This is a genomic window from Streptomyces sp. NPDC057302 (genome assembly GCF_042667685.1).
In the GTDB taxonomy this organism is placed as follows: Bacteria; Actinomycetota; Actinomycetes; order Streptomycetales; family Streptomycetaceae; genus Streptomyces.
Genome location: NZ_JBHUZJ010000105.1, coordinates 1 through 26448, shown reverse-complemented (window position 1 = coordinate 26448; position 26448 = coordinate 1). Strand labels below are relative to the sequence as shown.

The 26448-nt window shown below is 70.4% G+C and carries 30 protein-coding genes; 16 read left to right on the top strand and 14 right to left on the bottom strand.

Annotation, left to right across the window (positions count from 1 at the left end; genetic code table 11):
• Window positions 1-50 precede the first annotated feature (50 nt).
• On the bottom strand, window positions 51-836 hold the full coding sequence (nagB, locus tag ACFUPX_RS40280) for a glucosamine-6-phosphate deaminase (protein ID WP_383334017.1): 786 nt from the start codon (window positions 834-836) through the stop codon (window positions 51-53).
• A gap of 237 nt (window positions 837-1073) precedes the next feature.
• Window positions 1074-1832 (bottom strand): SDR family oxidoreductase, encoded by a 759-nt coding sequence (locus tag ACFUPX_RS40275; protein WP_383334009.1) that lies wholly within the window; start codon window positions 1830-1832, stop codon window positions 1074-1076.
• A gap of 93 nt (window positions 1833-1925) precedes the next feature.
• On the opposite strand from ACFUPX_RS40275, the gene ACFUPX_RS40270 reads away from it, so the two are divergent.
• Together ACFUPX_RS40270 and ACFUPX_RS40265 are read left to right on the top strand one after the other, a co-directional pair.
• Window positions 1926-2522, top strand: coding sequence for a TetR/AcrR family transcriptional regulator (locus ACFUPX_RS40270; protein WP_383334007.1), 597 nt, complete (start codon window positions 1926-1928; stop codon window positions 2520-2522).
• A gap of 347 nt (window positions 2523-2869) precedes the next feature.
• Window positions 2870-4336 carry a sensor histidine kinase gene (locus tag ACFUPX_RS40265; RefSeq protein WP_383334015.1) on the top strand — a complete coding sequence of 489 codons (1467 nt, stop codon included), beginning with the start codon at window positions 2870-2872 and terminating at the stop codon, window positions 4334-4336.
• Window positions 4337-4510: 174 nt separating this feature from the next.
• Here the strand turns inward: ACFUPX_RS40265 and ACFUPX_RS40260 are convergent, their stop codons facing one another.
• Window positions 4511-4768, bottom strand: a complete 258-nt coding sequence (locus ACFUPX_RS40260) for a WhiB family transcriptional regulator (protein ID WP_016639615.1) — start codon at window positions 4766-4768, stop codon at window positions 4511-4513.
• Window positions 4769-5086: 318 nt separating this feature from the next.
• Complete coding sequence (locus ACFUPX_RS40255) at window positions 5087-6055, bottom strand: diacylglycerol/lipid kinase family protein (protein ID WP_383334005.1); 969 nt, start codon at window positions 6053-6055, stop codon at window positions 5087-5089.
• Window positions 6056-6147: 92 nt separating this feature from the next.
• Between ACFUPX_RS40255 and ACFUPX_RS40250 the strand changes: the two genes are divergently transcribed.
• Window positions 6148-6600 carry a hypothetical protein gene (locus ACFUPX_RS40250; protein ID WP_383334003.1) on the top strand — a complete coding sequence of 151 codons (453 nt, stop codon included), beginning with the start codon at window positions 6148-6150 and terminating at the stop codon, window positions 6598-6600.
• A gap of 57 nt (window positions 6601-6657) precedes the next feature.
• Here the strand turns inward: ACFUPX_RS40250 and ACFUPX_RS40245 are convergent, their stop codons facing one another.
• The 3 genes from ACFUPX_RS40245 to ACFUPX_RS40235 form a co-directional block, all read right to left on the bottom strand.
• Window positions 6658-7722 (bottom strand): RNA polymerase sigma factor SigF, encoded by a 1065-nt coding sequence (locus tag ACFUPX_RS40245; protein ID WP_383334001.1) that lies wholly within the window; start codon window positions 7720-7722, stop codon window positions 6658-6660.
• Complete coding sequence (locus ACFUPX_RS40240; RefSeq protein ID WP_030780840.1) at window positions 7719-8132, bottom strand: anti-sigma regulatory factor; 414 nt, start codon at window positions 8130-8132, stop codon at window positions 7719-7721. The genes ACFUPX_RS40245 and ACFUPX_RS40240 overlap by 4 nt, the downstream gene beginning before the upstream one ends.
• Window positions 8133-8379: 247 nt before the next feature.
• Window positions 8380-8640 carry a UBP-type zinc finger domain-containing protein gene (locus tag ACFUPX_RS40235; protein ID WP_383333999.1) on the bottom strand — a complete coding sequence of 87 codons (261 nt, stop codon included), beginning with the start codon at window positions 8638-8640 and terminating at the stop codon, window positions 8380-8382.
• Window positions 8641-8686: 46 nt separating this feature from the next.
• Between ACFUPX_RS40235 and ACFUPX_RS40230 the strand changes: the two genes are divergently transcribed.
• A complete protein-coding gene (locus tag ACFUPX_RS40230; RefSeq protein WP_383333997.1) occupies window positions 8687-10285 on the top strand; it encodes a Na+/H+ antiporter in 1599 nt (532 codons plus the stop codon).
• Here the strand turns inward: ACFUPX_RS40230 and ACFUPX_RS40225 are convergent.
• From ACFUPX_RS40225 to ACFUPX_RS40215, 3 genes are all read right to left on the bottom strand, one after another.
• Window positions 10264-11202 (bottom strand): 1-aminocyclopropane-1-carboxylate deaminase/D-cysteine desulfhydrase, encoded by a 939-nt coding sequence (locus ACFUPX_RS40225; RefSeq protein WP_383333995.1) that lies wholly within the window; start codon window positions 11200-11202, stop codon window positions 10264-10266. The genes ACFUPX_RS40230 and ACFUPX_RS40225 overlap by 22 nt on opposite strands.
• Window positions 11203-11290: 88 nt before the next feature.
• Window positions 11291-11881: an N-acetylmuramoyl-L-alanine amidase gene (locus ACFUPX_RS40220; RefSeq protein WP_383333993.1), complete on the bottom strand. Its 591-nt coding sequence runs from the start codon at window positions 11879-11881 to the stop codon at window positions 11291-11293.
• A gap of 139 nt (window positions 11882-12020) precedes the next feature.
• A complete protein-coding gene (locus ACFUPX_RS40215) occupies window positions 12021-12269 on the bottom strand; it encodes a hypothetical protein (protein WP_383333991.1) in 249 nt (82 codons plus the stop codon).
• 245 nt (window positions 12270-12514) lie between these two features.
• Between ACFUPX_RS40215 and ACFUPX_RS40210 the strand changes: the two genes are divergently transcribed.
• From ACFUPX_RS40210 to ACFUPX_RS40170, 9 genes are all read left to right on the top strand, one after another.
• The gene (locus ACFUPX_RS40210) at window positions 12515-13921 is read left to right on the top strand and encodes a family 2B encapsulin nanocompartment shell protein (protein ID WP_383333989.1); all 1407 of its coding nucleotides are present in this window, start codon (window positions 12515-12517) and stop codon (window positions 13919-13921) included.
• Between the two features lie 126 nt (window positions 13922-14047).
• Window positions 14048-15136 carry a family 2 encapsulin nanocompartment cargo protein polyprenyl transferase gene (locus ACFUPX_RS40205; protein ID WP_383334013.1) on the top strand — a complete coding sequence of 363 codons (1089 nt, stop codon included), beginning with the start codon at window positions 14048-14050 and terminating at the stop codon, window positions 15134-15136.
• 296 nt (window positions 15137-15432) lie between these two features.
• Window positions 15433-16062, top strand: a complete 630-nt coding sequence (locus ACFUPX_RS40200; RefSeq protein WP_383333987.1) for a GNAT family N-acetyltransferase — start codon at window positions 15433-15435, stop codon at window positions 16060-16062.
• 56 nt (window positions 16063-16118) lie between these two features.
• Entirely contained in the window at window positions 16119-16883 is a 765-nt protein-coding gene (locus tag ACFUPX_RS40195; RefSeq protein ID WP_383333985.1) for an ANTAR domain-containing protein, read from the top strand.
• Between the two features lie 98 nt (window positions 16884-16981).
• Window positions 16982-17206 (top strand): hypothetical protein, encoded by a 225-nt coding sequence (locus tag ACFUPX_RS40190; protein ID WP_383333983.1) that lies wholly within the window; start codon window positions 16982-16984, stop codon window positions 17204-17206.
• A 74-nt stretch (window positions 17207-17280) separates the two neighbouring features.
• Window positions 17281-17889 carry a nucleotidyltransferase domain-containing protein gene (locus ACFUPX_RS40185; RefSeq protein WP_383334011.1) on the top strand — a complete coding sequence of 203 codons (609 nt, stop codon included), beginning with the start codon at window positions 17281-17283 and terminating at the stop codon, window positions 17887-17889.
• A 218-nt stretch (window positions 17890-18107) separates the two neighbouring features.
• Complete coding sequence (locus ACFUPX_RS40180; RefSeq protein ID WP_383333981.1) at window positions 18108-18998, top strand: hypothetical protein; 891 nt, start codon at window positions 18108-18110, stop codon at window positions 18996-18998.
• Between the two features lie 112 nt (window positions 18999-19110).
• The gene (locus ACFUPX_RS40175; protein WP_383333979.1) at window positions 19111-19236 is read left to right on the top strand and encodes a hypothetical protein; all 126 of its coding nucleotides are present in this window, start codon (window positions 19111-19113) and stop codon (window positions 19234-19236) included.
• Window positions 19233-20315: an HAD-IA family hydrolase gene (locus tag ACFUPX_RS40170; protein ID WP_383333977.1), complete on the top strand. Its 1083-nt coding sequence runs from the start codon at window positions 19233-19235 to the stop codon at window positions 20313-20315. Before ACFUPX_RS40175 ends, ACFUPX_RS40170 begins: the two co-directional genes overlap by 4 nt.
• Before the next feature lie 6 nt (window positions 20316-20321).
• Here the strand turns inward: ACFUPX_RS40170 and ACFUPX_RS40165 are convergent, their stop codons facing one another.
• Window positions 20322-20789, bottom strand: a complete 468-nt coding sequence (locus tag ACFUPX_RS40165) for a pyridoxamine 5'-phosphate oxidase family protein (RefSeq protein ID WP_383333975.1) — start codon at window positions 20787-20789, stop codon at window positions 20322-20324.
• A 69-nt stretch (window positions 20790-20858) separates the two neighbouring features.
• On the opposite strand from ACFUPX_RS40165, the gene ACFUPX_RS40160 reads away from it, so the two are divergent.
• Window positions 20859-21776 (top strand): sigma-70 family RNA polymerase sigma factor, encoded by a 918-nt coding sequence (locus ACFUPX_RS40160; protein WP_383333973.1) that lies wholly within the window; start codon window positions 20859-20861, stop codon window positions 21774-21776.
• A 7-nt stretch (window positions 21777-21783) separates the two neighbouring features.
• On the opposite strand, the gene ACFUPX_RS40155 is transcribed toward ACFUPX_RS40160, so the two are convergent.
• Complete coding sequence (locus tag ACFUPX_RS40155) at window positions 21784-23811, bottom strand: GTP-binding protein (protein WP_383333971.1); 2028 nt, start codon at window positions 23809-23811, stop codon at window positions 21784-21786.
• Window positions 23812-24024: 213 nt separating this feature from the next.
• Window positions 24025-24420 (bottom strand): superoxide dismutase, Ni, encoded by a 396-nt coding sequence (gene sodN, locus ACFUPX_RS40150; protein ID WP_160507177.1) that lies wholly within the window; start codon window positions 24418-24420, stop codon window positions 24025-24027.
• A 144-nt stretch (window positions 24421-24564) separates the two neighbouring features.
• Here sodN and sodX point away from each other — a divergent pair, with 144 nt between their 5' ends.
• A complete protein-coding gene (gene sodX / locus ACFUPX_RS40145; protein ID WP_383333969.1) occupies window positions 24565-25005 on the top strand; it encodes a nickel-type superoxide dismutase maturation protease in 441 nt (146 codons plus the stop codon).
• Here sodX and ACFUPX_RS40140 read toward each other — a convergent pair.
• On the bottom strand, window positions 24909-25538 hold the full coding sequence (locus tag ACFUPX_RS40140; protein ID WP_383333967.1) for a CGNR zinc finger domain-containing protein: 630 nt from the start codon (window positions 25536-25538) through the stop codon (window positions 24909-24911). The genes sodX and ACFUPX_RS40140 overlap by 97 nt on opposite strands.
• A gap of 104 nt (window positions 25539-25642) precedes the next feature.
• Here ACFUPX_RS40140 and ACFUPX_RS40135 point away from each other — a divergent pair, with 104 nt between their 5' ends.
• Complete coding sequence (locus ACFUPX_RS40135; protein ID WP_383333965.1) at window positions 25643-26404, top strand: class I SAM-dependent methyltransferase; 762 nt, start codon at window positions 25643-25645, stop codon at window positions 26402-26404.
• Window positions 26405-26448: the final 44 nt, after the last annotated feature.

The following is a 26448-nucleotide window of genomic DNA, read 5'->3' as shown; positions in this document are numbered from 1 at the left end:
CCCCCAGCAGGGGGCGCCCCGGCACCGCCGCGCAAGGCCCAGGGGCCCGGTTAAAGCCCTTGCCAGGCGGGCTTGGCCGCGAACGTCGCCCGGAAGTACTCCCCGAGCTTCAGCTTGGACGCGGCGGCCTCATCCACGACGACCGTCGCATGCCGGTGCAACTGCAGGGCCGAGGCCGGAACCACCGCGGCGACGGGCCCCTCCACCGTCGCGGCCACCGCATCCGCCTTGCCCTCACCCGTGGCGAGCAGCACCAGATGCCGGGCCTCGAGGATCGTCCCGATGCCCTGCGTGATCACGTGGTGCGGCACCTGCTCGATGTCCCCGTCGAAGAACCGCGCGTTGTCCACCCGCGTCTGCTCCGTCAGCGTCTTGATCCGCGTGCGCGAGGCGAGCGAGGAGCAGGGTTCGTTGAACCCGATGTGCCCGTCCGTGCCGATCCCGAGCAGCTGGAGGTCCACGCCCCCGGCCGCCGCGAGCTCCTGGTCGTACGCCTCGCAGGCCGCCTGCACGTCCTTCGCGCTGCCGTCGGGCCCCATGAAGGACTTCTCGCTGAGCCCCAGCGGCTCGACGACCTCACGCAGCACCACGGAGCGGTAGGACTCGGGGTGCCCGGGGGGCAGCCCCACGTACTCGTCGAGCTGGCAGATCCGCGCCCGCGAGGCATCCACGGCGCCGGAGCCGACCTTGGCGGCGAGGGCTTCGTAGATGGGCAGCGGGGTGGATCCGGTGGCGACACCGAGCAGGGCGTCAGGCTTACGGCGCACCAAGGCGGCCATGGCCTCCGCGATGAGCTCGCCGCCTGCCTTGGCGTCCGGGACGATGACAACTTCCACGCTGGGCCTGCCGATCTGGAGAGGGGACTCACGGGTCTGGAGAGGACCCACGGGGGACAATGTGGTATAGACCAATCTAGCAGAGCTGGCCCGCCTGAGCCCCTGGTTCCCGGGCTTCAGTTCCCGCTTCCGCTCCCTGTCGTTGTCTGCCGCTCCCTGCCGTCGCCTTCCGTTCCCTCTCTCCATGCTCGGCTCTCCGCCCCGCCCCCGCCCGTCGAGCAAGCCACGCCCCCGCGCCTAGGCCAGCGAGCCTCCCGTCGCGTCTATCCACTGGCCGGTGACCCAGCGCCCGTCGTCCGACGCGAGGAACGCCACGGCCGCTGCGATGTCGTCCGTGGTGCCGACGCGGCCGAGCGCCGACATCGCCGCCGCGCCCGCCCAGGCCTCCTTGTTCTCGTCGCCGCGCAGCCACGCGGCGTTGACGTCCGTGTCCACGATGCCCGGCGCCACCGCGTTGACCGTGATGCCCCGAGGGCCAAGGACCTTGGAGAGGTTCCGCGTGAACACGTCCAGGGCGCCCTTGGTCATGGCGTACGTCACGAGCTCCGGCATGACCGCCGCGTGCGAGAGGCCCGTCGATATGTTGATGACCCGACCGCCGTCCCGCAGCCGCCGCTCGCCGAGCTGGGTGATGAAGTACGGAGCCTTCGCGTTGACCGCGAACAGGCGGTCGTACTCCGCCTCGTCCGTATCGGCGAACGGGCGTGACGTGCCGATCCCCGCGTTGTTCACCAGGATGTCCAGGCCCTCGGCATGCCGGTCGAACGCGGCCCAGAGCGCCTCGGCGTCGCCGGGAACCCCCAACTCCGTGCCGAACGCGAAGGCGGATCCCCCCGCGGCCTCGATCGCCGCGACCGTCTCCTTCGCCGCGGTCTCATTGCTGCCGAAGTGCACGGCGACCCGCGCCCCGTCCCGCCCGAGCCGCTCGGCGATGCCCCGCCCGATGCCCCGGCTGCCACCCGTGACCAGTGCCGTCTTGCCTGCAAGCGTGCCCATGGGAACCGCCCCCTATTTCTCTAGTGGTCGTTACAGAAAGAACCGTAGCGCAGGCCGAGCCGTTTTTCTAGCGGCCGCTATACAATTCACTCCATGGCGACGAAACAGCGCGGGCGTCCCCGCTCCTTCGACCGGGAGACCGCACTGGAGCAGGCCCTGAGCACCTTCTGGGAGCAGGGGTACGAGGCGACGTCGGTCACGGACCTCACCCGGGCCATGGGCATCGGCGCCCCCAGCATGTACGCGGCCTTCGGTGACAAGCAGTCACTGTTCGAGGAAGTCGTCGTGTTGTACGGACAGACGCACGGCTCCTTCGGCGAGCGCGCCTTCGCGGAGGAGGCGACCGTCCGTGACGGAGTCGCGCGCATGCTGTACGAGGCCGCGGACAAGTACACGGAAGCCGGACACCCGCACGGCTGCCTCGTCATCTGCGCCGCGGCGAACTGCGCGACGCCGGAGGTCGAAGCCGGCCTGCGCGAGCGGCGCAACGCCAACATCAGCTCCATCGAGAGCCGCATCAGGGCCGCCGCCGCCACGGGCGAGCTCCCGGCGGAGGTGGACGCCCCCGCCCTGGCCCGCTATACCGGAGCCGTGCTGCAAGGCATGTCCCAGCAGTCCCGCGACGGAGCGAGCCGGCAGGAGCTGGAAGCGGTCGCCGAGATGGCCATGCGGGTCTGGCCGGACGCATGAGTCCGCAGGGTGACGGAAGCGCGCCCGGCGGGCGTCAAGCAAGAGAAAGAGACAACAACAAACATCTGCAGACGCGTAGACACAGACGAATGGTCTAGTCCACAATGCGTTGGTAAAGCATCCGCTCTTCCCGCACAGGAGAGCGGACCGAGGAACCGGCACTCTCTGCCCTGACCGTGTCGGATCCTCCGATCGGCCCCGGTACCGCACATTCCGGTGGTCGGTGTTCCTGAAGGGCTGCGGTGCCGTGGGTGGGTTGAGGGTCCCGCCCTGGCGCCGCGGCTCGTCGGGAATCACCCGGAGCGGACCCGCCGGACCTGCCAGGTACGCTCGCACACGTGCCCTCCATGAACGATCTCGTACGCCAGCACACCGCTCTCGATGACTCCGATCTCGAGTGGCTGCACCTGCTGGTCTCGGAGTGGCAACTGCTCTCCGACCTCTCCTTCGCCGACCTCGTGCTGTGGGTCCCCACCCGCGACGGCACCCGCTATGTCTCCGTGGCGCAGATGCGGCCCAACACCGGCCCCACCTCCTACCAGGACGACATGGTCGGCCACCTCGTCCCGCGCGGCCGCCGCCCGCTGCTCGACGCCGCCCTGGACGAGGGCCGCATCGTGCGCGAGGGCGACCCCGAGTGGCGCGAAGAGGTGCCGGTGCGGGTCGAGTCCATCCCCGTACGCAGGGAAGGGCGCGTCCTTGGCGTCATCGCCCGCAACACGAACCTGCTCACTGTGCGTACTCCCTCGCGCCTGGAGCTGACCTACCTCCAGTCGGCGTCCGACCTGGCCCAGATGATCGCCGCCGGGTCCTTCCCCTTCCCCGGCCAGCAGGTCGACATGGACGCCTCCCCGCGCGTGGGCGACGGGCTGCTCCGACTCGACGCCGACGGCATCGTCCAGTACGCCTCGCCGAACGCGCTCTCCGCGTACCACCGCCTGGGCCTCGCCGCCGACCTGGTCGGTCACCACCTCGGCACGGCGACCGCCGAACTCGCCCCGTCCCGCGGCCCGGTGGACGAGGCGCTCGCCAAGGTCGCCAGCGGCTGGGCGCCCCGCGAGTTCGAGATCGAGGGCGGCGACGGCGTGATCCAGCTCCGCGCGATCCCGCTCAAGCCCAAGGGTCCGCGCATCGGCTCACTCGTACTGCTGCGCGACGTCACCGAACTGCGCCGTCGCGAGCGGGAGTTGATCACCAAGGACGCGACCATCCGGGAGATCCACCACCGGGTGAAGAACAACCTCCAGACGGTCGCCGCACTTCTGCGCCTCCAGGCCCGCCGCATCGACTCCGCCACCGGCCGCGAAGCACTCGAAGAGGCCGTACGCCGCGTCGGCTCCATCGCCATCGTGCACGAGACGCTGTCCCAGAACCTGGACGAGCGCGTGGAGTTCGACGAGATCGCCGACCGCGTCCTCGCGATGGTGGCGGAGATCTCGCCCGGCAAGGTCACGGGCCGGCGCACCGGACGCTTCGGCATCCTGGACGCCGAGGTCGCGACCCCGCTGTCGATGGTCCTCACGGAAGTTCTGCAGAACGCCCTGGAGCACGGCTTCCAGGAAGGCGACACCGGAACGGTCGAGGTTTCCGCCGTCCGCGGCGGCACCACCAAGGACTCCCGTCTCCTGATCACCGTCCAGGACGACGGCGTCGGCCTGCCCGACGGCTTCGACCCGCACCGCTCCGGCAACCTCGGCCTGCAGATCGTCCGCACCTTGGTCGAGGGCGAGATGGGCGGCACCTTCGACATGGTGCGGGCCCCGGAGCGCGGCACGCAGGTCGTCCTCGACATCCCGGTACGTGGCGACAAGTAGCGCCGCGCCCTCTACGGCACACGACAAAGCAGTAAGCCCCGGACCAAAGTGGTCCGGGGCTCATTACTCACGTTGCGTTGCGCATCGGGGGTACTGCGCGGCTGCGGCTCGGGGGCGGGAGATGCGTACTCGCTGTACGCGCCGCCGGGCTAAGGCTCGTAGGGGGCGTGAGCGTCAGGCGCTTGCCTGGCGTGCACGGTTGCGAGCGGCGCGGCGCTTCATTGCGCGGCGCTCGTCCTCGCTGAGGCCACCCCAGACGCCGGAGTCCTGGCCGGACTCGAGCGCCCACTGCAGGCACTGCTCCATGACGGGGCAGCGACGGCAGACGGCCTTGGCTTCCTCGATCTGCAGCAGCGCAGGACCGGTGTTGCCGATGGGGAAGAAGAGCTCGGGGTCTTCCTCGCGGCAAACGGCGTTGTGACGCCAGTCCATGGCTGCTACCTCTCCTTGGTATTACATGCAAGTTGCTTGTGAATGTGAACGCTTTCACGAATCCCTCGACGACGGAAGGGACGTTCGTCACATACGCGACGATGTCCTATGCGTTGAGGAGGGGGTTCTGGCTTTCTGTGGGGCCGATGTTGCGGGCCGTCCCGATCGCCATGTAGAGATTCGCAAACCTCGGCGGCGGATACAACCCCTTCCGGAAAGTTTTTTTTGATTCCTCAGTGTCGACTGGGTCACAGCCGTACTTCTATGGGGTGGACCCTGGCCTAAACGTTCGAGTGAAAGGACTTTCGGCCCTTCTACTCACACAATCACACGCAGTGCACGGCGTACGCCTGTGAACGTCACGCTCGTGCGCAGCCCCAGGTGGTCACCGTCCATCTGAAGGGGGAGCGGCACCTTCGAATGCAAGGTGAAGTCGGTGAGGTCATGGAGCGTAACCGCGTGCTTGCCGTGGGGTCCGCGATCCGGTGTCGACGTAAGAAGCTGCGTCCCGTACCGGGCCACCGCGGTGGTGGAGAGCTTGCTCAGACCGAGCACGTCGAGGCCCGTGTCGAAGGAGGCCTGCGGGGACGCGTACATCGGGCGATTGCCCAGGTAGGTGTAGGGAGAGGTGTTGCAGACTATGGAGAGCACGAGGTCGGTCACCGGGTCCTCGCCGGCCCGTTCCAGCGTGATCATTCCGTGCCTGCGGTGCGGCTCGTCGAGGAACTGACGGAACACCTGGCGCAAATACAGCGCATGGGTGGACCGCTTCCCGCGCTCCCTCTGTTGTTCGACCCGGCCCACCACTCCGGCGTCGAATCCGAATCCGGCGGCGAACGTGAACCAGTGCGCGGGGACGGCTTCGTCCTCCGTGCCGGGGGTGCCCGAAAGCCGGCCCAGGCTCACTGTCCGTTCGCTTCCCTCACGCAACGCGTCGAGCAGGGCGCCGGTCGCCTCCACGGCGTCGTTGGGCAGACCAAGAGCGCGCGCGAAGACATTGGTGGAGCCACCGGGGACGACGGCGAGGCGGGGCAGACGGTCCGGGGCGGGGCCGTTGTGCAGCAGCCCGTTGACGACCTCGTTGACCGTGCCGTCCCCGCCGAGGGCGACGACCAGCTCGATGTCCTTGCTCTCCGCGGCCTGTCTGCCGAGGTCCCGGGCGTGACCGCGGTACTCCGTGGTGACCGCCTCGAGTTTCATCTCGCTCGCCAGCGCGTGGATCAGTACGTCACGCGTGCGCGCGCTGGTGGTGGTTGCCGCTGGGTTGACCACAAGGAGTGCACGCATGCGAAGCAGAGTACCTAGCGGTCTTTACCTGGCCTAGACCGAGGGTCCGGACCGGGGCCCGCACCGCGGACACGCACAGCTACCCTGCAAGGGTGAGCACTGAGCGGAAACCCACCCCCGAAGCCCCGGAATCAGGCCCGCGTCCCGGACGTCTGACGGCCGCGGCGGCCCTCGCCGCACTGGAGGGCGTCGCACTCATCGCCGGGGGTGTCTACATGCTCGTGATGGGCCTCGCGGGTGACCCCGACAACCCGGAACAGGCCACCACCGGCGGCATCACGCTGTTCGTCCTCGCGCTCCTGCCCCTGCTCGCCGCCCGCGGTCTCCTGCGCCGCCGCAGCTGGAGCCGGGGGCCCGCCATCATCACGCAGATCATGGCGCTTCCGGTGGCCTGGCAGCTGCTGCAGGCCGACAGCATGGCCATCCCGGCGGGCATCGCGCTCGCCGCCGTCGCGGTGGCCGCGCTCGTGCTGCTGGTCAACCCGGCCACGACCGAGGCCCTCGGGATCAAGGGCCCGGGGAACGTACAGGACGACGCCAAGTAGCCGTCCCGTACGAGACGTCCCGAAGGAGCAGACCAGGAGGGGCGGCCTGCTCCTTCGTCACTCCTCGACGAGGAGCTTCTCGCGCAGCTGCGCGAGTGTGCGGGCGAGGAGCCGGGAGACGTGCATCTGGGAGATGCCGACCTCCTGGGCGATCTGCGACTGCGTCATGTTGCCGAAGAACCGCAGCAGCAGGATGCGCTTCTCGCGTGGTGGAAGGTCTTCCAGGAGCGGTTTGAGGGACTCCCTGTACTCGACGCCCTCCAGGGCCTCGTCCTCCGAGCCCAGGGTGTCCGCGACCGCCGGGGACTCGTCGTCCGTGTCCGGGACGTCCAGGGACAGCGTGGAGTACGCGTTGGCCGACTCCAGGCCCTCGAGCACCTCCTCCTCGGAGATGCCCAGCTTCTCGGCCAGCTCGTGCACCGTGGGCGAGCGGCCGTGCAGCTGGGACAGCTCGGCGGTCGCCGTGGTCAGCGCGAGCCGCAGCTCCTGGAGGCGCCGCGGCACCCGGACCGCCCAGCCCTTGTCGCGGAAGTGCCGCTTGATCTCGCCGACGACCGTGGGTGTCGCGTACGTGGAGAACTCCACGCCGCGCTCCGGGTCGAAGCGGTCCACGGACTTGATCAGGCCGATGGTGGCGACCTGCGTCAGGTCGTCAAGGGGCTCGCCGCGGTTGCGGAAGCGGCGGGCCAAGTGCTCGACGAGCGGCAGGTGCATGCGGACCAGCTTGTTGCGCAGCTCCGCGTACTGGGGGCTGCCGCTCTCCAGCTCGCGCAGCTCGATGAACATCGCGCGTGCACCGCTGCGGTCCTGCGGATTATGCCGGGTGTGCTGCTGCTCACCGTGTTCGCTCATGTATCCCGCCCGTTGCGCGCCGCCCCGGGCGGAGGGCTTTGCGCGCTCCTCCTGGGCGGTCGGCTCTGCCTGCTCCGACGCGTCAGCCACAGTCGACGGACCCGGCTGCTCCGGGTCCTCCGGGTGTGGCCTGGCCTGCTGCTCGGGGATGCCCGTGAACGCCGGCTCCGACGGAGCCTCGCGCCCCTTCGTCGGTGTTCCTCCCCGGCCACCGGACAGTCCCCGTGTGCCGCGCTCTTCGTCCCGCACCGGCCCCTCCCCGTCCCTCACGCCGGCCCGGGTCCCGCGCCGCGCTTCTTGTAGAGGCTGATCGAGACGGTGTTGTCCTCGGCGACGGTGGAGTCGACCTGACCCGCGAGTGCGGACAGCACAGTCCAGGCGAAGGTGTCCCGCTCCGGGGCCCGGCCGTCGGTGGTCGGCGCCGAGACGGTCACCTCCAGGGAGTCGTCGACGAGGCGGAAGACGCAGCTGAGCACCGAACCGGGCACGGCCTGCTGAAGCAGGATCGCGCAGGCCTCGTCGACCGCGATGCGGAGGTCCTCGATCTCGTCGAGAGTGAAGTCCAAACGCGCTGCGAGACCGGCCGTGGCCGTACGCAGCACCGACAGGTAGGCACCCGCAGCCGGAAGGCGGACCTCGACGAAGTCCTGATTTCCGGGCTCGCCTGCGATCTGGGACACCCTCACCTCCAAGGTGGTACAAGCACTTTCGGGGCTCCAGGTCCGCCGTCCACCGGCGGTCCGGACTGCGTCACACGGGTAACGCACCACGTAGTTCTGCGGTGACGCTACCGCGCTCCCCAGTTCCGTGTCCCGGGGACCCCGCTCCGTTGCTGTCACTCATAGTAAGCCTAAGGGTACGGAGAGTGGCTAGGGGTCGCACGGTCCCAATTGGAGAGTACGGGCGTCGGGTTGACGTACCCAGGCCTCAGACGATCGAACCGTCCACGAAGCACCAACGCCAGCTCTCGCCCGGTTCGAAGGTCCTCATCACCGCGTGTCCGGTGTCCTTGAAGTGGGCCGTCGCGTGCCGGAAGGGCGAGGAGTCGCAGCAGCCCACATGCCCGCAGTCCAGACAGAGGCGCAGTTGCACCGGGTGACTGCCGACCGCGAGGCACTCGGGACAGGTCTCGCTCAGCGGTACGGGTTCGGGGTGCGGCAGCGCTGCGACATGCGGGCACTCGTTCATGATTGCCAGGTTACGACGGGAACGCGTGTCGCGGAGGTCCTGACCGATGGACGTATTGCCACTGGTGGCGTTGATCGCGGCGAGTGCCGCGGTGGCCGGAGCCGCGCGCTGGACGCCGGTGCCGGCGCCGCTGCTGCTCGTCGCGGTGGGGCTCGTCGCCGCCTACGTGCCCGGGGTCCCGGACTACCACCTGGACCCGCACATCGTGCTGCCGCTGATCCTGCCGCCGCTGCTGCACACGGCGGCCCTGGAGAGCTCCTACCTCGATCTGCGCGCCAACATCAGGCCCGTGGCGCTGCTCTCGGTGGGATACACGCTGTTCGCGACCCTCGCCGTCGGCTACCTCGCGTATCTGCTGATCCCCGATCTGCCGCTGACCGCCGCCCTTGTCCTCGGCGCGGTGATCGCGCCGCCGGACGCGGTGGCGGCCACGGCCATCGCGCGGAAGGTGGGGCTGCCCTCGCGCATCACCACCATCCTCCAGGGCGAGTCGCTGGTGAACGACGCGACCGCGATCACCGCCTACAAGGTCGCCCTGGCGGCGGCGGTGGGCGAGGGCGCCAGCTGGTCGGGCGGGATCAGGGAGTTCCTGATGGCCGCGGTCGGCGGGGTCGGCGTGGGGCTGGTCCTCATGGTGCCGATCCACTGGCTGCGCCGGCACATGAGGGAGGCGATGCTCCAGAACACCCTCTCCTTGCTGATCCCCTTCGTCGCGTACGCCGCCGCCGAGCAGGTGGGTGCCTCCGGAGTGCTCGCCGTGGTCGTCGTCGCCCTGTTCCTGGGACACCGCTCCTGGGAGGTCGATTTCGAGACGCGGCTCCAGGAGGCCGCCGTGTGGAAGGTCGTCGCGTTCATCCTGGAGTCGGCGGTCTTCGCGCTCATCGGCCTGCAACTGCCGCTGGTGATCGAGGGGCTCGGCGAGTACAGCGGCGTACAGGTGGCCTGGTACGCGCTGGGGGTCTTCTTCTTCGTCGTGCTCGCGCGCTTCGTGTGGTCGTATCCGGCGACCTATCTGCCGCGGATGCTGTCGACGCGCATCAAGGAGCGGGAGAGCGACATGGACTGGCGCCGGCCGCTGATCGTCAGCTGGGCCGGGATGCGCGGGGTGGTGTCGCTGGCGATCGCCTTCTCGATCCCGCTCGTCATGGACGACGGGGAGCCGTTCCCCGCGCGCAACCTCGTGCTGTTCCTGACGTTCACCACGGTGATCGGCACGCTGGTCGTGCAGGGGCTCTCGCTGCCGTGGCTGATCCGGGTCCTGAAGCTGCCGGGGCGGGACGCGCAGGCGGAGACGCTCGCGGAGGCGCAGGCGCAGAACGCCGCCTCGCAGGCCGCGGAGGAGCGGGTGGACGAACTCATGCGGGACGAGCGCAACTGCCTTCCACAGCCCCTCCAGGACCGTCTGCGGACCGTTCTGGAGCGGCGGCGCAACTCCGTGTGGGAACGGCTCGGTCAGCCCAACCCGGTGACGGGGGAGTCCGCGGACGACACCTACCGCAGGCTCGCCCGGGAGGCGATCGCCGCGGAGCGGGAGGTGTTCGTGAAGATGCGGGACGAGCGGCGCATCGACGACGAGATGATGCGGACGCTGCTGCGCAAGCTGGACCTGGAGGAGGCGGCGGCCTACCGGGAGGTCGAGGACTGAGTTCCGGGCGCCTCGGGTTCCGTGGCCGTGATCACGGCGGTGACCCTGGAGCCGGGGGGAAACGCGCCCTCTTCGCAGAGGGCCGTGAGCGCGTAGAGCAGCTTGGCCACGTAGACGCGCTCCACGGGGAGGCCGTGCCGGTCCTCGAAGTCGGCTGCGAACGCGGTGAGTTCGGGGGGCGTGCGGGCGTAGCCCCCGAAGTGGAAGCGTTCGTCCAGCCGCCAGTTGGCGGTGGGGGCGCCGAGGGCCCGCTGTTGCAGCGCCCGTATCTCGGGGCCCAGGAAGCCGCCCTTGAGCACGGGTATGCCCAGGGCGCGCTGGTCCGGGGCGAGGCCCGCGGCCATTCCGGCCAGGGTGCCGCCGGTGCCGCAGGCCACGGCCGCCGTGTGGGTGTGGCCGCGCAGTTCCTCGCCCAGGGCCGTGCAGCCCCGCACGGCAAGGGAGTTGCTGCCCCCTTCCGGGATGACGTAGGGGTTCTCGGCGCCCGTGGCGTGCAGGAGGGCGGCCAGGACCTCCGGTTCGGTCTTCCTGCGGTACGTCGACCGGGCGATGAAGTGCAGCCGCATTCCGTCGGCCGCGCATTGCGCCAGCGACGGGTTCAGGGGGCGCTCGGCGAGTTCGTCGCCGCGGACCACCCCGATGGTGGGCATGCCGAGGAGGCGGCCCGCCGCGGCGGTCGCCCTGAGGTGGTTGGAGTAGGCGCCGCCGAAGGTCAGCAGGGCTTCGTGACCCGCTGTGACGGCGGCGTCCAGGTTCAGGAAGAGCTTGCGGTACTTGTTGCCCGGAAGATCCGGGTGGATCAGATCGTCCCTCTTGAGTACGAGGGTGACGCCGTGCCGCGTGAACCGGTCGTCCTGGAGCTCTTGGAGCGGGGACGGGAGCCGGGGGTGCGGGCTGGTCGGCGGGGTGGTGCTCACCCCGCCATTCTGCCCGGCACCGTGCCCGCGGGCACGGTCGCGGTCGGCTTGCCCTGGGCCGTCGAAACCGCCAAGGGCGCCCCTCGGACTACTTGAGGCGTTCCTCGATGCGCTCCCGCATCGTCTTCATGGTGAAGCCCCGGGGGTCCACCTTGCCCGGCTGCCATTCGAGGTGGCCGATCACCGAGCGCTGGGTCCAGCCGTGGTGGCGGCAGATGGCTGCCGAGACCTTCTCGATCGCCTCCAGCTGCTCGTCGGTCCACGGATCCTCGCCGTCGCCGAGGTTCTCGCACTCGAAGCCGTAGAAGTGGCGGTTGCCGTCGGTGTTCGCCTCGTTGTCCGGCGGGAGCGCCTTCTCGGCGATGACCGCGCGCAGGACGTCGTCGTCGCCGAGGCCCGCGTGGTTGGCGCGGCCGTACCCGACGAGGTGGACACGGCCGTCCTTGGTGATGACGCCGTGGCAGAGCGGTCCGGGCAGTGAGGGGTGCCCGTCGCGGCAGATCTCCACCGTCCGCGCGCTGCCCGATGTGACCGTGTGGTGGATCATCACGCCGTGCACGGGGCCCCACGGCCCCTTGTGGTTGCGGTTGTGGTGACGCCAGTCGCCGACTTCGACGACTGTCACACCTTCGTCCTTGAGAGCGTCGAGGAAGCTGCTCGCGGACATGGGTGGGGCCATGGCCGACTCCTTTGCGGAGCACGACGGCCGCCGGTCGCGAGCCGTCTTGTATGCCCCGCTTCTACCCGAACCCACGGTGCCCGGACCAGCCGTTCGGAGGTATTCCAAGACTGTTCGGGCACCGTGCGAGCCGATTCGGTCAGCCGCGCTGGTCGCTGCCGTGCAGGAACGCGTCGCCGTTCGTCGCGATATGGGCCTCCAGCTCCTGGAGGGCCTGCTGGGTCGCCTGGGGGGTACCGGTGCCGTGCTGCTGCGCGTAGTAGGCCTTGCCCAGCTTCTTCAGGAGGTCGCCGCCCGTGCGCTGCGCCTGGACCTCGTCGATCTTCTGCTTGCCCTGATTGAGTCCGCGCTGCGCCTGTTCCTTGGCGCGATCCAGGAAGCCTGCCATTGCCGTCTCCTACGGATTGGTGCGGATTGGTGCATATCGGTACAGAGAGCGTACCGGCGTCGTGTCCTGTTCAACGGGTGCACGGATCTTGGAGTTCCCCACCGCAAGGGCTCTGGTTCCTGGTACGCGGGTGAGTTCCCCGTCTCGCCTGATCCATTCCCGCTCGTTTGTGTAATGGCGCCGACACTCACCGTGCTGGAAGTGTTGTCGGCGCAGATCAGCGCTTGATCGGGAGGGCATTGCCAATGTCGGTAGGCGAAGAGATCCGTGCGGAAGAGTCCAAACCGCAGCAGAGTTTGGGTACGTCGGCCGCACGGAATCTGGCCACCACCACCAAGTCCGCGCCGCAGATGCAGGAGATCAGCTCACGCTGGCTCCTGCGGACGCTGCCGTGGGTGCAGGTGCAGGGCGGCACGTATCGGGTGAACCGGAGGCTGAGCTATTCGGTCGGCGACGGCCGGGTGACGTTCGTGAAGACCGGGGACCGGGTGCAGGTCATCCCCGCGGAGCTCGGCGAGCTGCCGGTCCTGCGGGACTACGAGGACCTCGAGGTCCTGGGGGAGCTGGCCCAGCGCTGCCAGCAGCGGGAGTTCGCCGCGGGCGCGGTGATCACCTCCTTCGGCAGCCAGGCCGACGAGGTGTTCCTGCTCGCGCACGGCAGGGTCGAGAAGATCGGCACCGGTCCGTACGGCGACGACACGGTCCTCGGCGCGCTCGCCGACGGCGCCTACTTCGGCGAACAGGCCCTGCTCGACCCGGAGGCCATCTGGGAGTACACGACGCGCGCGGTCACCGCGTGCACCGTGCTCACGCTGCCACGCCAGGACCTGGAGCAGGTCGCGGAGCGCGCGGGCTCGCTGCGCGATCATCTCCAGAGGCTGCGGTCCATCCCGGCCCAGCGGACGAACAAGTTCGGCGAGGCGCCCATCGACCTCTCCTCGGGCCACATCGGCGAAGCCGTGCTGCCGGGCACGTTCGTCGACTACGAATCGGCGCCGCGCGAGTACGAACTGAGCGTCGCGCAGACCGTTCTGCGCATCCACACGCGCGTGGCCGATCTCTACAACCAGCCGATGAACCAGACCGAGCAGCAGCTGCGGCTGACGGTCGAGGCGCTCAAGGAGCGCCAGGAGCACGAGCTGATCAACAACCGCGAGTTCGGGCTGCTCAACAACTGCGAGTACGAACAGCGGCTCCAGCCGCACGACGGCGTGCCGAGCCCGGACGACATGGACGAACTGCTCAGCCGAAGGCGGGGTTCCAAGCTCTTCCTGGCCCACCCGCGCGCGATCGCCGCGTTCGGCCGCGAGCTCAACAAGCGCGGGCTCGTGCCGGAGACCATCGACATGGGAGGCAACCGCATCCCCACCTGGCGCGGGGTGCCGATCTTCCCGTGCAACAAGATCCCGGTCACCGAGGCCCGCACCACCTCGATCATCTGTATGCGTACGGGCGAGGAGGAGCAGGGCGTGGTGGGCCTGCACCAGACCGGCATCCCGGACGAGATCGAGCCGAGCCTGTCGGTGCGCTTCATGGGCATCAGCGAGCAGGCGATCATCTCGTACCTGGTGTCGACGTACTACTCGGCGGCGGTCCTCGTCCCGGACGCGCTGGGGGTCCTGGAGAACGTCGAGATCGGCCGCTGGCGGTGAGGCCGTGTCTGTGGACGCGCCGCCGGGTACACCCCTTCCGTACACGCCCACAGGCCCAGGAAACGCCACCGTCCGCATCCTCCCCGGGGTGAGTCCATGACGGACACGACGACGGACATGACGGAGATGGCACAGCGCCCCGGCGAACAGGGGCCGAGCGAAGAGTACGAGGGGCACGAGGCGTACGAGGCGTTCGAGGCGGCGGAGTTGCTGACGTCGGCGCGGCTGTGCGTCGACCCGGAGCTGCGCCGGGCGATCGACTCGCTGCCCGGAGCGATGCGCCGCGTCGCGCTCTACCACTTCGGCTGGCAGCACGCGGACGGCTCACCGGCGTCCGGGCACGCGGGCAAGGCGATCAGGCCCGCGCTCGTGCTCGCCGCGGTGCGGGCGCTCGGCGGGGACCAGGCCATGGCCGTCAGGGCCGCCGCGGCGGTGGAGCTGACCCACAACTTCACCCTCCTGCACGACGACGTCATCGACCGCGACACCACCCGCAGGCACCGGCCCACCGCATGGACCGTGTTCGGTGAACCCGACGCGGTCCTGGCCGGTGACGCGCTCCAGGCGCTGGCGCAGCGGCTGCTCGCCGAGGACCCGCACCCCGGGGCCCCGGCGGCGGCCGCCCGGCTCGCCTCCTGCGTGGTGGAGCTCTGCGCGGGCCAGCACGCGGACTGCGCGCTCGAACGGCGCGGCCCGGACGAGGTCACGCTCGACGAGTGCCTCGCCATGGCCGAGGCCAAGACGGGGGCGCTGCTCGGCTGCGCCTGTGCGCTGGGGGCGCTGTACGCGGGGGCGGGCCGGGGTGAGGTGGAGGCGCTCGACGGGTTCGGCCGTGAGGCGGGGCTCGCCTTCCAGCTCATCGACGACGTGATCGGCATCTGGGGCGATCCGGGGCGCACCGGCAAACCGGCCCGTGCCGACCTCGCGGCCCGCAAGAAGTCCCTGCCGGTGGTCGCGGCGCTGGCCTCCGGCACCCCGGCCGCCGCCGAGCTCGCCGAGTTGTACGGACGGCTGTCGGCCGGCCCCGAGCAGGACGCCGACCTGGCACGCATGGCGCACGCCGTCGAGGCGGCGGGCGGCAGGGACTGGGCGCTGCTGCACGCCGCCGACCGGATGTCCCGCGCGCTCAACCAGCTCTCCCGCGCGGTGCCGCTCCCGGAGGAGGCGGGCGGCCTGCTGGTGCTCGCGGAGTTCGTGACCCGGCGTACGCACTGAACGTACGCAGACGTGCGCAGACGTACGGGTCGGCCGTACGGGGAGATGCGTACGCGACGTACGGAGAGGCATGTACCGATCGGCGGACAAACGAACGTACGCAGAAGGAGCCGAACGACAGGACGGCCTGAACAGGACGGCTGAGCATGACCGACGAGCCCCGCACTCCGCCGAGATCCGGTCAGGGTGCGGGGCTCGTCCGTGCGCCGGGGCCAGATCACCTAGGCTGCGTACGAGGCAACCGGTGGAGCGGTACACGTAGTTGAGCGTGACCGAGGGGCAAAAGGGGCGGGGCTGTGGGCGTAGTGATCCGGAGGGCCGGGGAGAGCGACAGGGCGGACGTGGTCCGGTTGCTCGACGAGGCGTTCCGGGACGATCCGGTGAGCAGCTGGGTCTTCCCCGACGAGGAGCACCGCCGCCGCAGTCACGGCGGCCTGATGGAGGCCTTCCTCGACCTCTCGCTGAGCCAGGGCTTCGTCGACATCACGCAGGACGGCACGGCGGTCGCACTGTGGTGGTCCGTCCCCGCGGGCGAGCAGGAGGGCGAGGAGGAAGGGCCGGCGCAGCTCCAGGCCGCCGTCGACCCGGACAACGCGCGCATCGGGGAGATCGGCAGGCTGACCGGTGAGGCGCACCCCACCGACCGGCCCCACCAGTACCTCCACATGATCGGCGTGAGCCCCGAACGGCAGGGCGAGGGCCTGGGCTCCGCGCTCATCGGCGCCGTGCTCGACCGGTGCGACCAGGAGGGGCTGCACGCCTATCTGGAGGCGAGCAGCAGCCGCAGTCGGGCGCTGTACACCCGGCTCGGATTCCATTTCACCGGAAGCGCCATAGACCTGCCGGGCGGCCCGCAGCTGTGGCCGATGTGGCGGGATCCCCGTCCTTTCGCCGCGAATGGTCGCGACAGCGGCCGATTCGCCTAAAGTCGTTGCAGTACCGCTGTGTTGCCCCAGGACACAACGAAGGGGGGGCGAGCCACATGTCCCGCGAACTGGCCCGTGAAGTGTCCGGCGACACCTCCCGCGAACGACTTCTGGCGGAGGCATTCGTGGAGATGGCCGACTCCTTGACCGAAGACTTCGACGTCACCGAATTCCTGCAGAGCCTGGCCGTGCGCTGCGTGGAACTGCTCGGCGTATCGGCGGCGGGCATCCTGCTCGCCGACCCCCAGGACGAGCTGCGGCTCGTCGCCGCGTCCGGCGAGCACGCATGGGTGCTCGATCTGTTCTCCCTGCAGCAGGAACAGGGGCCGGGCCTGGACTGCTACCGCTCCGGCGCGGCGCATACGAACATCGCCCTCGGCGGCCTTGAAGCGACGCTCGCCTGGCCCCAGTTCGCGACGCGCGCCCTGGCGGCGGGCTACGAGATGACGCAGGTGCTGCCCCTGCACCGGGGCGACCAGACCCTCGGCACGCTCAACCTCTTCCAGGCGAAGCCGAAGGTGCTCGGCCCCGACGAGATCGCGCTCGCGCAGGCGTTCTCGGACGTCGCCACGATCGCGATACTGCAGCGGCGTTCCCTGGAGCAGAGCGAGACGGAGCGCGGCCAGCTGCAGGAGGCGCTCACCAGCCGGATCGCCATCGAGCAGGCGAAGGGTGTGCTCGCCGAGCGCTGGAAGTGCACGGTCGACGAGGCCTTCGAGGCGCTGCGGCGGCATGCGCGGGCGAACCGGCTGCGGCTGGCGGAGTGCGCGCGCCAGGTGGTGGCGGGGGAGCTCGACACGGAGGGAATCCGCCACGCGTGACGCGGGGGCCGGCTCCATCGGGGAGCCGGCGTGCGTACGTACGGCGGTGGGCGCCGACGGGGCTTTCCGGCTAGCGCCGACCGTCTTATTCTGGATGCATGGGCAGCGATGGGAGCCGGTCCGGCCCCCGCCCGCAGCGCGAGCCGATGTGCGCGAGCTGCGGACGGCCTGTCGGTACGGCCATCAAGCGGCGCAAGGTGCTCGGGGTGTTCGTCCCGGTGTGGGTCCCCGGCCCGTGCCACAACCCGCGGTGCGACGCGTGCGTGGACGGACGCGAGGGGCGCGAAGAGCACGGGGGGCCACCTGAGCGGGTCGACGACTGAGGCGCGAACGCCGACGGCGCGCGGTGCGGGGTGCGCGGTGTGCTGGTGGACACGGAACTGAGCGCATGACAGCGATGCGTACGCACACCCCGTGGGGCCCGTGGGAACCGGCACCGCTCGCCGAAGTCGCCGCTTGGTGCGGCCAGTTGCGCGTCCCGTGGTGGATCGCCGGCGGATACGCGGTGGAGCTGGCCGTCGGTCACGCGTTCCGGGAGCACGCGGACATCGACGTATCCCTGCTGCGCCGTGATCAGCTCGCCGTGCAGGAGGTGTTGCCGTCGTGGGAGTGGTGGGCCGCCGATCCGCCGGGGACGCTGCGGCGGTGGCTGCCGGGTGAGGTGCTCGCGTCCGGCGTGCACGACATCTGGTGCAGGCCCGGCGAGGGGGAGCCCTGGCGCGTGCAGTTCATGCTGGAGGAGTCCGAGGGCCCTGTCTGGGTGTCGTGCCGTGACCGGCGGGTGCGGCGGCCCGTCGAGGAGATCGGCCTGGCCGGGCAGGACGGCATCCCCCGCCTGGCGCCGGAGATCCAGCTCTTCTACAAGGCGAAGTCGCCCCGGCCGAAGGACGAGCTGGACTTCGACGCGCTCCTGCCTGTGCTCTCCGTGGCCCAACGGGCGTGGCTGATAAGGGCGGTTGAGACCGCGCACGGCCCGCACCCATGGCTCGCCCGGCTGCGGGACTGAGGGCGGGACCGACGGTGGGACCGACTGCGGGCGGGGAGGTATGGTCCGACGGTTCCGGTTCGTGAGTCGCCTGGGGAGGGGACGGACTGATGGGGCTGCGGGGAATGGTCCGATGTGCGGTTGTGGGTCTGGTGGCCGTGGGGCTCGCGGGATGCGGGGCCGATTCGCCCGCGGGCGGGGGAGGGGCGGGCTCGGGCGGTGATCGAGGGGTGCCGTCCGTGAAGGAAGCGAAGGACCTCCCTGAACTCCCGCTGGACCGCTATGAATTCACCGCGCGCGACAGCCGCCGTCACACGCAGGCGCAGGCGCGCATGACGCGGACCTGCATGCGGGGGCTCGGCTTCGAGGACTTTCCGCTCCACCCGAAGGCCCCGAAGAGCCTGGAGGCGACGCCCCTGATAGCGGTGGCGATCACCTCGGCTCCGTACGGGCCGCTCGACCTCGACAGCGCCCGCCGCTTCGGCTACGGCTGGGATCCGGACCGCTCCCCGGCCGACGCCGCGCGGCCCGAGGGCCGGGTCATGACGCGGGCCGAGTACGAGGCGCTGAACGGCTGGGACTCCGAGCCTGTTGAGCCCACCGAGCCCACCGCGCCCACCAAACCCACCAAGCCCACCGCACCCGCCAAGCCCACCGCACCCGCCAAGCCCGCCCGGCGCGGCGGCTGTGTGAGCAGCGGCAGCGAGCGCCTCACCGAAGGCGTACAGGACAAGACCCGCATGTCGACGTACGTGCCCCACCGCGGCCAGAGCCTGGACAAGGCGGTCGCCAAGGACAAGCGGGTGCGCGAGGCCGTCGACACCTGGGCCGCGTGCATGGTGGGCAAGGGGCTCAAGCGCTACAAGACCCCGAGCGACGCCTTCCAGGACAAGGCGTGGGGGCGCGGGAACGACCAGGGCGGCAACACCGACCGGACGAAGAAGGAGCTGGCCACGGCGACCGCCGACGTCGAGTGCAAGCGGGAGCACAACACGGCCGGTGTCTGGTGGGCGGTGCGCGCGGAGAAGCAGCGCGCCGATGTGGCCCGCCACAAGGACGCGTACGAGGCGGTGCGCGCCGACCAGGACCGGGTGCGGGCCAACGTGGATCGGGTGCTCGGCGAGCGGTAGAGCCTCTGCAGCACACCAGGAGAGCCCTTGCAGCACTCCAGCAGAGCCCCGCAGCACACCAGCAGAGCCCCCGCGCCCCACACGCCCCGCCGGACATCTGCATCATGGGCGCATGGACATGACCGAGCTCGACGCACTTCCGTCGGCCGTGGACGGGCGGCGACCGCTCGCGCTCGCCGACGGCCGTCACGCGCGCACCGCACGACCCCTGGGCGCCCGCGAGGGGGATCCGCGATGACGGACGAAGGATCGCCCCGCGTCCGGCACGCCCGCCGGGCCGACCTCCCCCGCGTCGTGGAACTGGTCGCCGAGCATGCCGCGTACGAGAAGGGCACACCGCCCGCCCCCGGCCTGGAGCAGCGCCTCGAAGCGCTCCTCTTCGAGGCGGCCGACCCGCGCCTGCGCTGCCTGGTGGCCGAGCTGCCCGGCGGCGAAGTGGTCGGCTACGCCACGTGCGCGCCGGAGATCTCCACCTGGGACGGCGCCGAGTACCTCCACATGGACTGCCTCTTCCTGCGCGACGGACACCGGGGCCTGGGCCTCGGCGAACTCCTGACCGACGCGGTGGCGGCCCAGGCCCGGTCCCTGGGCCTCGCCGAGGTCCAGTGGCAGACCCCTGCGTGGAACGAGGGCGCCATCCGCTTCTACGGCCGGATCGGCGCCGAGGCCAAGGAGAAGCTGCGGTTCACCTGGGAGGTGCCGCCGCTGCCCTTCGACGCCGTGCTCTGCGACCTCGACGGCGTGATCCGCTTCTACGACATGTCGGCGATGGAGGAGATGGAGCGCGCCGCCGGTCTCCCGCACGGCAGCACCGCCGAGATCGCCTTCGCGCCCGAGACCGATCAGCCGCTGATGCTCGGGCGCACCGGCAAGGCCGAGTGGGTGGCGGCGATCGCGCGCGGCCTCGCGGACCGGGTGCCGTACGAGCGCGGGCACGCCCTGGGGGCCGCGCTCGCCGAGGCCGGATTCTCCGCCGACACCACCGTGGTGGACCTGCTCAGGCGCGCCCGCGCGCACCTGCACGTGGCGCTCGTGACGAACGCGACGCCCTGGCTCGACGACGACCTGGCCGAGCTGGGCATCGCCGACCTCGCGCACACCGTGGTCAGCAGCGCGGGCGTCGGCATCGTCAAGCCCGACCGCCGGATCTACGAGATCGCCGTGGAGCGGGCGGGAGTCCCGGCCGAGCGCTGCCTGTTCGTGGACGACCGCAAGGAGAACGTGGACGCGGCGGTCGCGCTCGGCATGGTCGGGCTCCACTACACGGGCCCCGACGATCTGCGCGAGGCGCTGGCACCGGTCATCGGCCGGGACTGACCCCGGCTACCGCACCGTCCACCGACCGCCCAGCATCAGCTCCCGGCCCTCCAGTTCATCGGCCTCGCGCCAGGCCTGGAGGCGCTGCGGGGTGATGCGGAAGTAGGTGTAGGGGGTTTTGAGCCCGCTCGGGTCGAAGCCCGTCTTCGTGGCGAACTCCGCACGGAGTTCGTCGGTCAACTCGGCCCCGCCCACGGCGCGTACGGCCCCTTCGACGAGGATGACGTCGCGGGTCGGCCCGATGCCCACCCGCGCCCTGCCGGTCGCCCAAAGGTTGCGGCCGGTGACGCTGGCTTCCGGGGTGGCCACCAGCAGGCTCTCGCCGTCCCAGAGGAAGGACAGCGGGATCAGGTACGGGGTCCCGCTCTCGGCGTCGGCCGTGGCCACCCAGGCGTCGATGTCGTGGGTGAGGCGGTGCAGGGTGTCGTGCTTGCGCTGCTCCGGAGTCCGGGGTCGTGTGGTCTGCGTGTTCATTACTGTTCCTCCAAGTGGCCGGCACGGTGCGTCAGTTCCACGACGTACCGCGACGAGGGAATGTGACAGATGGATCAGAATGAAGCAGCGGTGGGCCGGAGTGAAGCGCTGGCGGCCCGCTTCGAGGAGCACCGGCCGCATCTGAAGGCGGTCGCGTATCGCATGCTCGGTTCGCTCAGCGAGTCCGAGGACGCGGTGCAGGAGTCCTGGATCCGGCTCAGCCGCGCCGACACCGGTGCGGTGGTGAACCTGGGCGGCTGGCTGACGACCGTCGTCGGCCGGATATGCCTCGACATGCTGCGTACGAGGCAGTCGCGGCGCGAGGACTCCCTGTCGCTCTCGCTGGACACGCATGTGCCCGACCCCGTGGTGAGCTGGGGGGACGTGGTCGATCCCGAGCAGGAGGTGCTGCTCGCCGACTCGGTCGGCCTCGCGCTTCTCGTCGTGCTGGAGACGCTGGCGCCCGCCGAGCGCCTGGCCTTCGTGCTGCACGACATGTTCGCCGTGCCCTTCGACGAGATCGCCCCCATCGTGGAGCGCACCCCGGCCGCGACCCGGCAGCTCGCGAGCCGGGCCCGTCGCCGGGTGCAGGGGTCGGCGCCCACGCCCGACAACGACCCCGTGCGGCAGCGCGAGGTGGTCGGAGCGTTCCTCGCCGCCGCGCGGGGCGGCGACTTCGACGCGCTCCTCGAACTGCTCGACCCGGATGTGGTGTTGCGGGCCGACACCGGCGAACTGGCCTCCGGGCTCTCCAAGCTGGTGCGCGGCGCGGCCGTGGTGGCCGGGCAGGCGGCGATGTTCTCGCAGGGGGCGCCGACCACCGAGCTCGCGTTCATCAACGGCCGTGTCGGTGTGGTCGGGGTGCCGCAGGACGAGGTCGTCTCCGTCATGGAGTTCACGATCGCCCACGGCAGGATCGTCGAGCTGAACATCCTCGTCGACCCCGCCCGGGTGCGCGCCCTCGGCCTGCCCGCCTTCCGGCGCTGACCCGGGATCAGCGCCGGACACCCGCCACCTCCCGCAGGTACTCCTTGCGGCAGAGCGGATTGCGGTCGGTGCGCGGCCGGTCCGGGGCCTCGCCCCTGACCGGCTGGTACCGCTCGAAGGAGGACTCCAGCTCGCCCTCGCCGCGCGTCAGCGAGGGCAGCAGCTGCTCAAGCTCGTGCACGCGGGCCGCGGGGATCTCTCCCTCGACCACGTACGAGGCTCCGCGCGCGCTCTGGGTGTGCGGGACCGCCCGCAGCCGGGAGAGCGCGGGCAGGAGCGTCCCGAACACGTCGTCGGGGACGCTGAGCCCAAAGCGGTGCAGCGGCTCGTGCACGGCCGTGCCGGCCCGCCGCAGCGCGCTCAGCAGGACCAGCGGGGTCAGCTGCCGGAAGTCGCCTGCCGTGCTCGACATGCTCTTGTCGAAGGTGCCGTGCGCGTGGCTCTGGCGCGGCCAGTAGCCGGAGTGCGTCATGGTGACGACGCAGTCGTCGACCTCCCACCCGTGCACTCCCTGGAGCAGCGTCTCGCGCACGGTCTCCTCGACGGCCCGGAAGAACGCGTACGGCATCGAACCGAGCTCGATCTCCAGACGGAACTCCACGCCGGAGCCCGGGGGGCCGGGATCGACGCGCAGACCGACCGTGGCCAGGAAGGGGTTGTCGTCCTTGTCGATGATCTCGTACGCGGACCCGCTTCCCGTCACGCGCTCGACGCAGATGGTCGTGGTCTCGCGGAAGGCGACGTCGATGCCGTACTCGTCGAGGAGGGTCGCCTGGATGACTTCCTTCTGGACCTCGCCGTAGAGCGATACGTACACCTCCTGGCGGATGTCGTCCTGCCGCAGATCGATCAGCGGGTCCTGCTCGGCGAGCTGGGCCAGCGCGAGGTGCAGGGCGCCCCTGTCGCCGGGGCGGGTGGGGACGACGACGGTTTCCAGGGTGGGCGGCGAGAAGTGGTGGCGACCGCCGGCGCGCATTCTCCCTTCGGCGTCCGGTACGCCGACGACATCGCCGATCCGGATGTCGCCGAGCCCCCACAGCTTGCCGATCTGCCCCGCGGAGACACCCTCGCGCGGGGCCGCGGTCCCGCGGTCGAAGACGCTGACCGCGGTGACCTTGCCCTCGCGTCCGTCGCCGAGCGGCAGCCGGTCCCGAGTGCGCACGGTCCCCGCGAACATCCGTACGTACGCGATCTTCTCCCCCGCGTCCCCGCGCTCGACCTTGAACACGGTGCCGGACACGGGATCGTCGGCGCGCGCCGCGCCGTCCTCGGAGGGCAGCAACTCCCGGATGCCCGCCATGAGTTCGGGGACACCCGCGCCGGTGGCGGCGGAGCCGAAGAACACGGGGTGCACCAGCGCCCGCTTGGTCTGCGCGGCGAGTTCGGTGCGCAGCCGCCGGTAGGGGAGGTCCGCCTCGTCGTCCACGTACGCGCAGAGCAGGGCGTCGTCGTGCGCGGCGAGCACGTCGACGAGGCGGCCGGTGAAGGCGGGGTCGCCCGCGCCGAAGGGCACGTACGAGCCGTCACGGCCGCCGAGACCGCGGACCGTCCCCATGGGCACGATGTCCGGCACGAGCCGCTCCGCGACGGCGCGCAACAGCTCCTCGTGACGCGCGCCGCGCCGGTCGATCTTGTTCACGAAGACGAGCGTGGGAATGCGGAGCCGCCGCAGCGTCCGCATCAGCACACGCGTCTGCGCCTGTACGCCCTCGACGGCGGACACGACGAGCACGGCGCCGTCGAGCACACTGAGGACCCGCTCCACCTCGGCGATGAAGTCCGGGTGGCCGGGAGTGTCGATGAGATTGACGGTGACGTCGTCGACGGCGAAGGAGACGACGGCGGACTTGATCGTGATGCCGCGCTGCCGCTCCAGGGCGAGCGAATCGGTCTGAGTGCTCCCCGCATCGACGCGACCGACTTCGTCGATGACCCCGGCGGCATGCAGAAGCCGCTCGGTCAGGCTGGTCTTACCGGCGTCAACATGCGCCAGGATCCCCAAGTTCAGGGTGTTGGACGTGCTCGACGTATGCACGGAGTGTCATGTCCTCTGGGTCGATGGCAATTCCCTTCTGGCTGGACATGAACAAACGGCGCATTACGTCTCCTTGACGGGTCGGGGTGTGGCGTAAGTGCACCAGGGGCGGGTGGGGCGCGGCAACCGATTTAAGGCTGCGGACGGGGGCCGGGAACGACGGAAGCACCCGGCTCCGCGCGGATGCCGGGTGCTTCCTTGTGACCGGTGGGGTCAGGCCTTCTTGGTCTCCCAGAAGATCTTGTCGATCTGGGCGATGTAGTCAAGGGCCTTCTGGCCCGTGGCCGGGTCCGACGAGCCCTTGGCGGCCGAGAGGGCCTTGAGGGTGTCGTTGACCAGCTGGTGCAGCTCCGGGTACTTCTCGAAGTGCGGGGGCTTGAAGTAGTCGCTCCAGAGCACCGACACGTGGTGCTTGGCGAGCTCCGCGCGCTGCTCCTTGATGCCGATGGCGCGCGTCTGGAACTGCGCGTCGTCGTTGGCGGCCATCTTCTCCTGGACGGCCTTGACCGACTCCGCCTCGATGCGGGCCTGGGCCGGGTCGTACACGCCGCAGGGGAGGTCGCAGTGGGCGCTGACCTTTACCTTGGGGGCAAACAGGCGGGAAAGCATGCAGCGGTCCTTCCTCGTGATCGTCTTCTCAGGTGGGACATTACTCCGTGAGAGACGGGTTTTCGCGAGTGCCCCCATGCGCTTAGGACAAAAGTCCAGGGTGGGACCGGGACTCGTGGAGGATAGGACCGGGGAGGTGCGGTGATGCCGGAGCTGTCGCAGGAGAGCGAACGGAGAAGGGCCATGTTGCCGTGGGGAGGGGCCGAGGTGACCGGCCCTTCGATGGTGCCCACGCTCTACCACGGGGACCACCTGGTGGTGCAGTGGGGCGCACGGGTCCGAGCGGGTGACGTGGTGGTGCTCCGCCATCCGTTCCAGCAGGACCTGTTGGTCGTCAAGCGTGCCGCCGAGCGCCGCGAGGGCGGCTGGTGGGTGCTCGGGGACAACGCGTACGCGGGCGGGGACAGCACGGACTACGGCACGGTGCCCACGGAGCTCGTCCTGGGGAAGGTGTGGTTGCGCTACCGCCCGCCCCGGTTCGGGTCCGGTCAGCGCTCGCCGTTCGCGCTGCTGCGCTGGGCCGTCTCGGCCGCGCGCCCCGTGCTCGCCGACCGGTCCGTCTCCAAGCGCTTGCGGGCGCGGTAGGCGGCGACGTTGGCGCGGGTCGCGCAGCGGTCCGAGCAGTAGCGTCGGGAGCGGTTTGTCGACGTGTCGAGATAGGCGTTGCGGCAGGGCGCTGCCTCGCACAGGCCCAGGCGGTCCACGCCGTGCTCGGTCAGGTGGAAGGCGAGGCCCATCGCGGCGATCGCGGCGTACCCGGACGTCGCGTTCGACGGGTGGTCCGCCAAGTGCATGTGCCACAGCGGGTTGTCCGCGTCGTCGCGGTGGTCGTGCCCCGAGATCTGCGGGCTGACCGGGAATTCCATGAGCAGTGAGTTCAGCAGGTCGACCGCGAGCGTCTCGTCGCCGCCGTCGGCCGCTTCGAAGACCGCCCTGAGCCTGGCCCGCACCGAGCGGAAGCGGGTGACGTCGGAGTCCGTGGCGCGGCGGGCCGCCTGCGCGTTGCCCCCGAACAGCTCGCGGACCGCCTCGACCGAGGTCAGGGCGTCCTTGTTGCGACCCGGCTCCTCGCTGTTGACCAGACGTACGGCGTAGTCCGAGTAATAGGCCAGTTCCACTTGTAGTCCTTACCGGGGCGGGCTATCTTCATCAGGTGCGTGAGTAACGGTTGCGCGTGCTTCGAGGGTATTACGAGAGCGTATTACGTACAGGAGGGCCTCTGATGACGGAAACGGTGTCCACGACCGACTGGCGTGCCTGGCAGGACAGCTGGGACCGGCAGCAGGAGTGGTATCTGCCCGACCGCGAGGAGCGGTTCCGGGTCATGCTGGACATGGTCGAAGCCGTCGTCGGCACCGAGCCGCGCGTCCTGGACCTCGCGTGCGGTACGGGGAGTATTACGGACCGGCTGCTCAAGAGGTTCCCGGACGCGGTCAGTACGGGCGTCGACCTCGACCCCGCGCTCCTCGCCATCGCCGAGGGCACCTTCGCCGGGGACGACCGGGTCACCTTCGTGACCGCGGACCTCAAGGACCCCCGGTGGACGGCCCAGCTTCCGTACGACACGTACGACGCCGTCCTCACCGCCACCGCCCTGCACTGGCTGCACAGCGAACCCCTCACCACCCTCTACGGGCAGCTCGCGGGCGTCGTACGGGACGGCGGCGTCTTCCTGAACGCCGACCACATGCCCGACCCCGCGACACCCCGCCTGAACGACGCCGACCGCGCCCAGCGGCACGCCCGCATGGAGCGGGCCAAGGCGGCCGGCGCCGTGGACTGGAGGGACTGGTGGCAGCTCGCCGCCGACGACCCGGTCCTCGCCGGGCCCACCGCCAAGCGCTTCGAGATCTACGGCGAGCACGCGGACGGCGACACCCCCTCGCCCGAGTGGCACGCGCGGACGCTGCGCGATGCGGGCTTCGGCGAGGCGCGGACCGTGTGGTCGTCGCCGTCGGACGCGATGGTGCTGGGTCTCAAGTAGCGGCAACGCGAAGGGGCGGTACGGATCCTGGATCCGTACCGCCC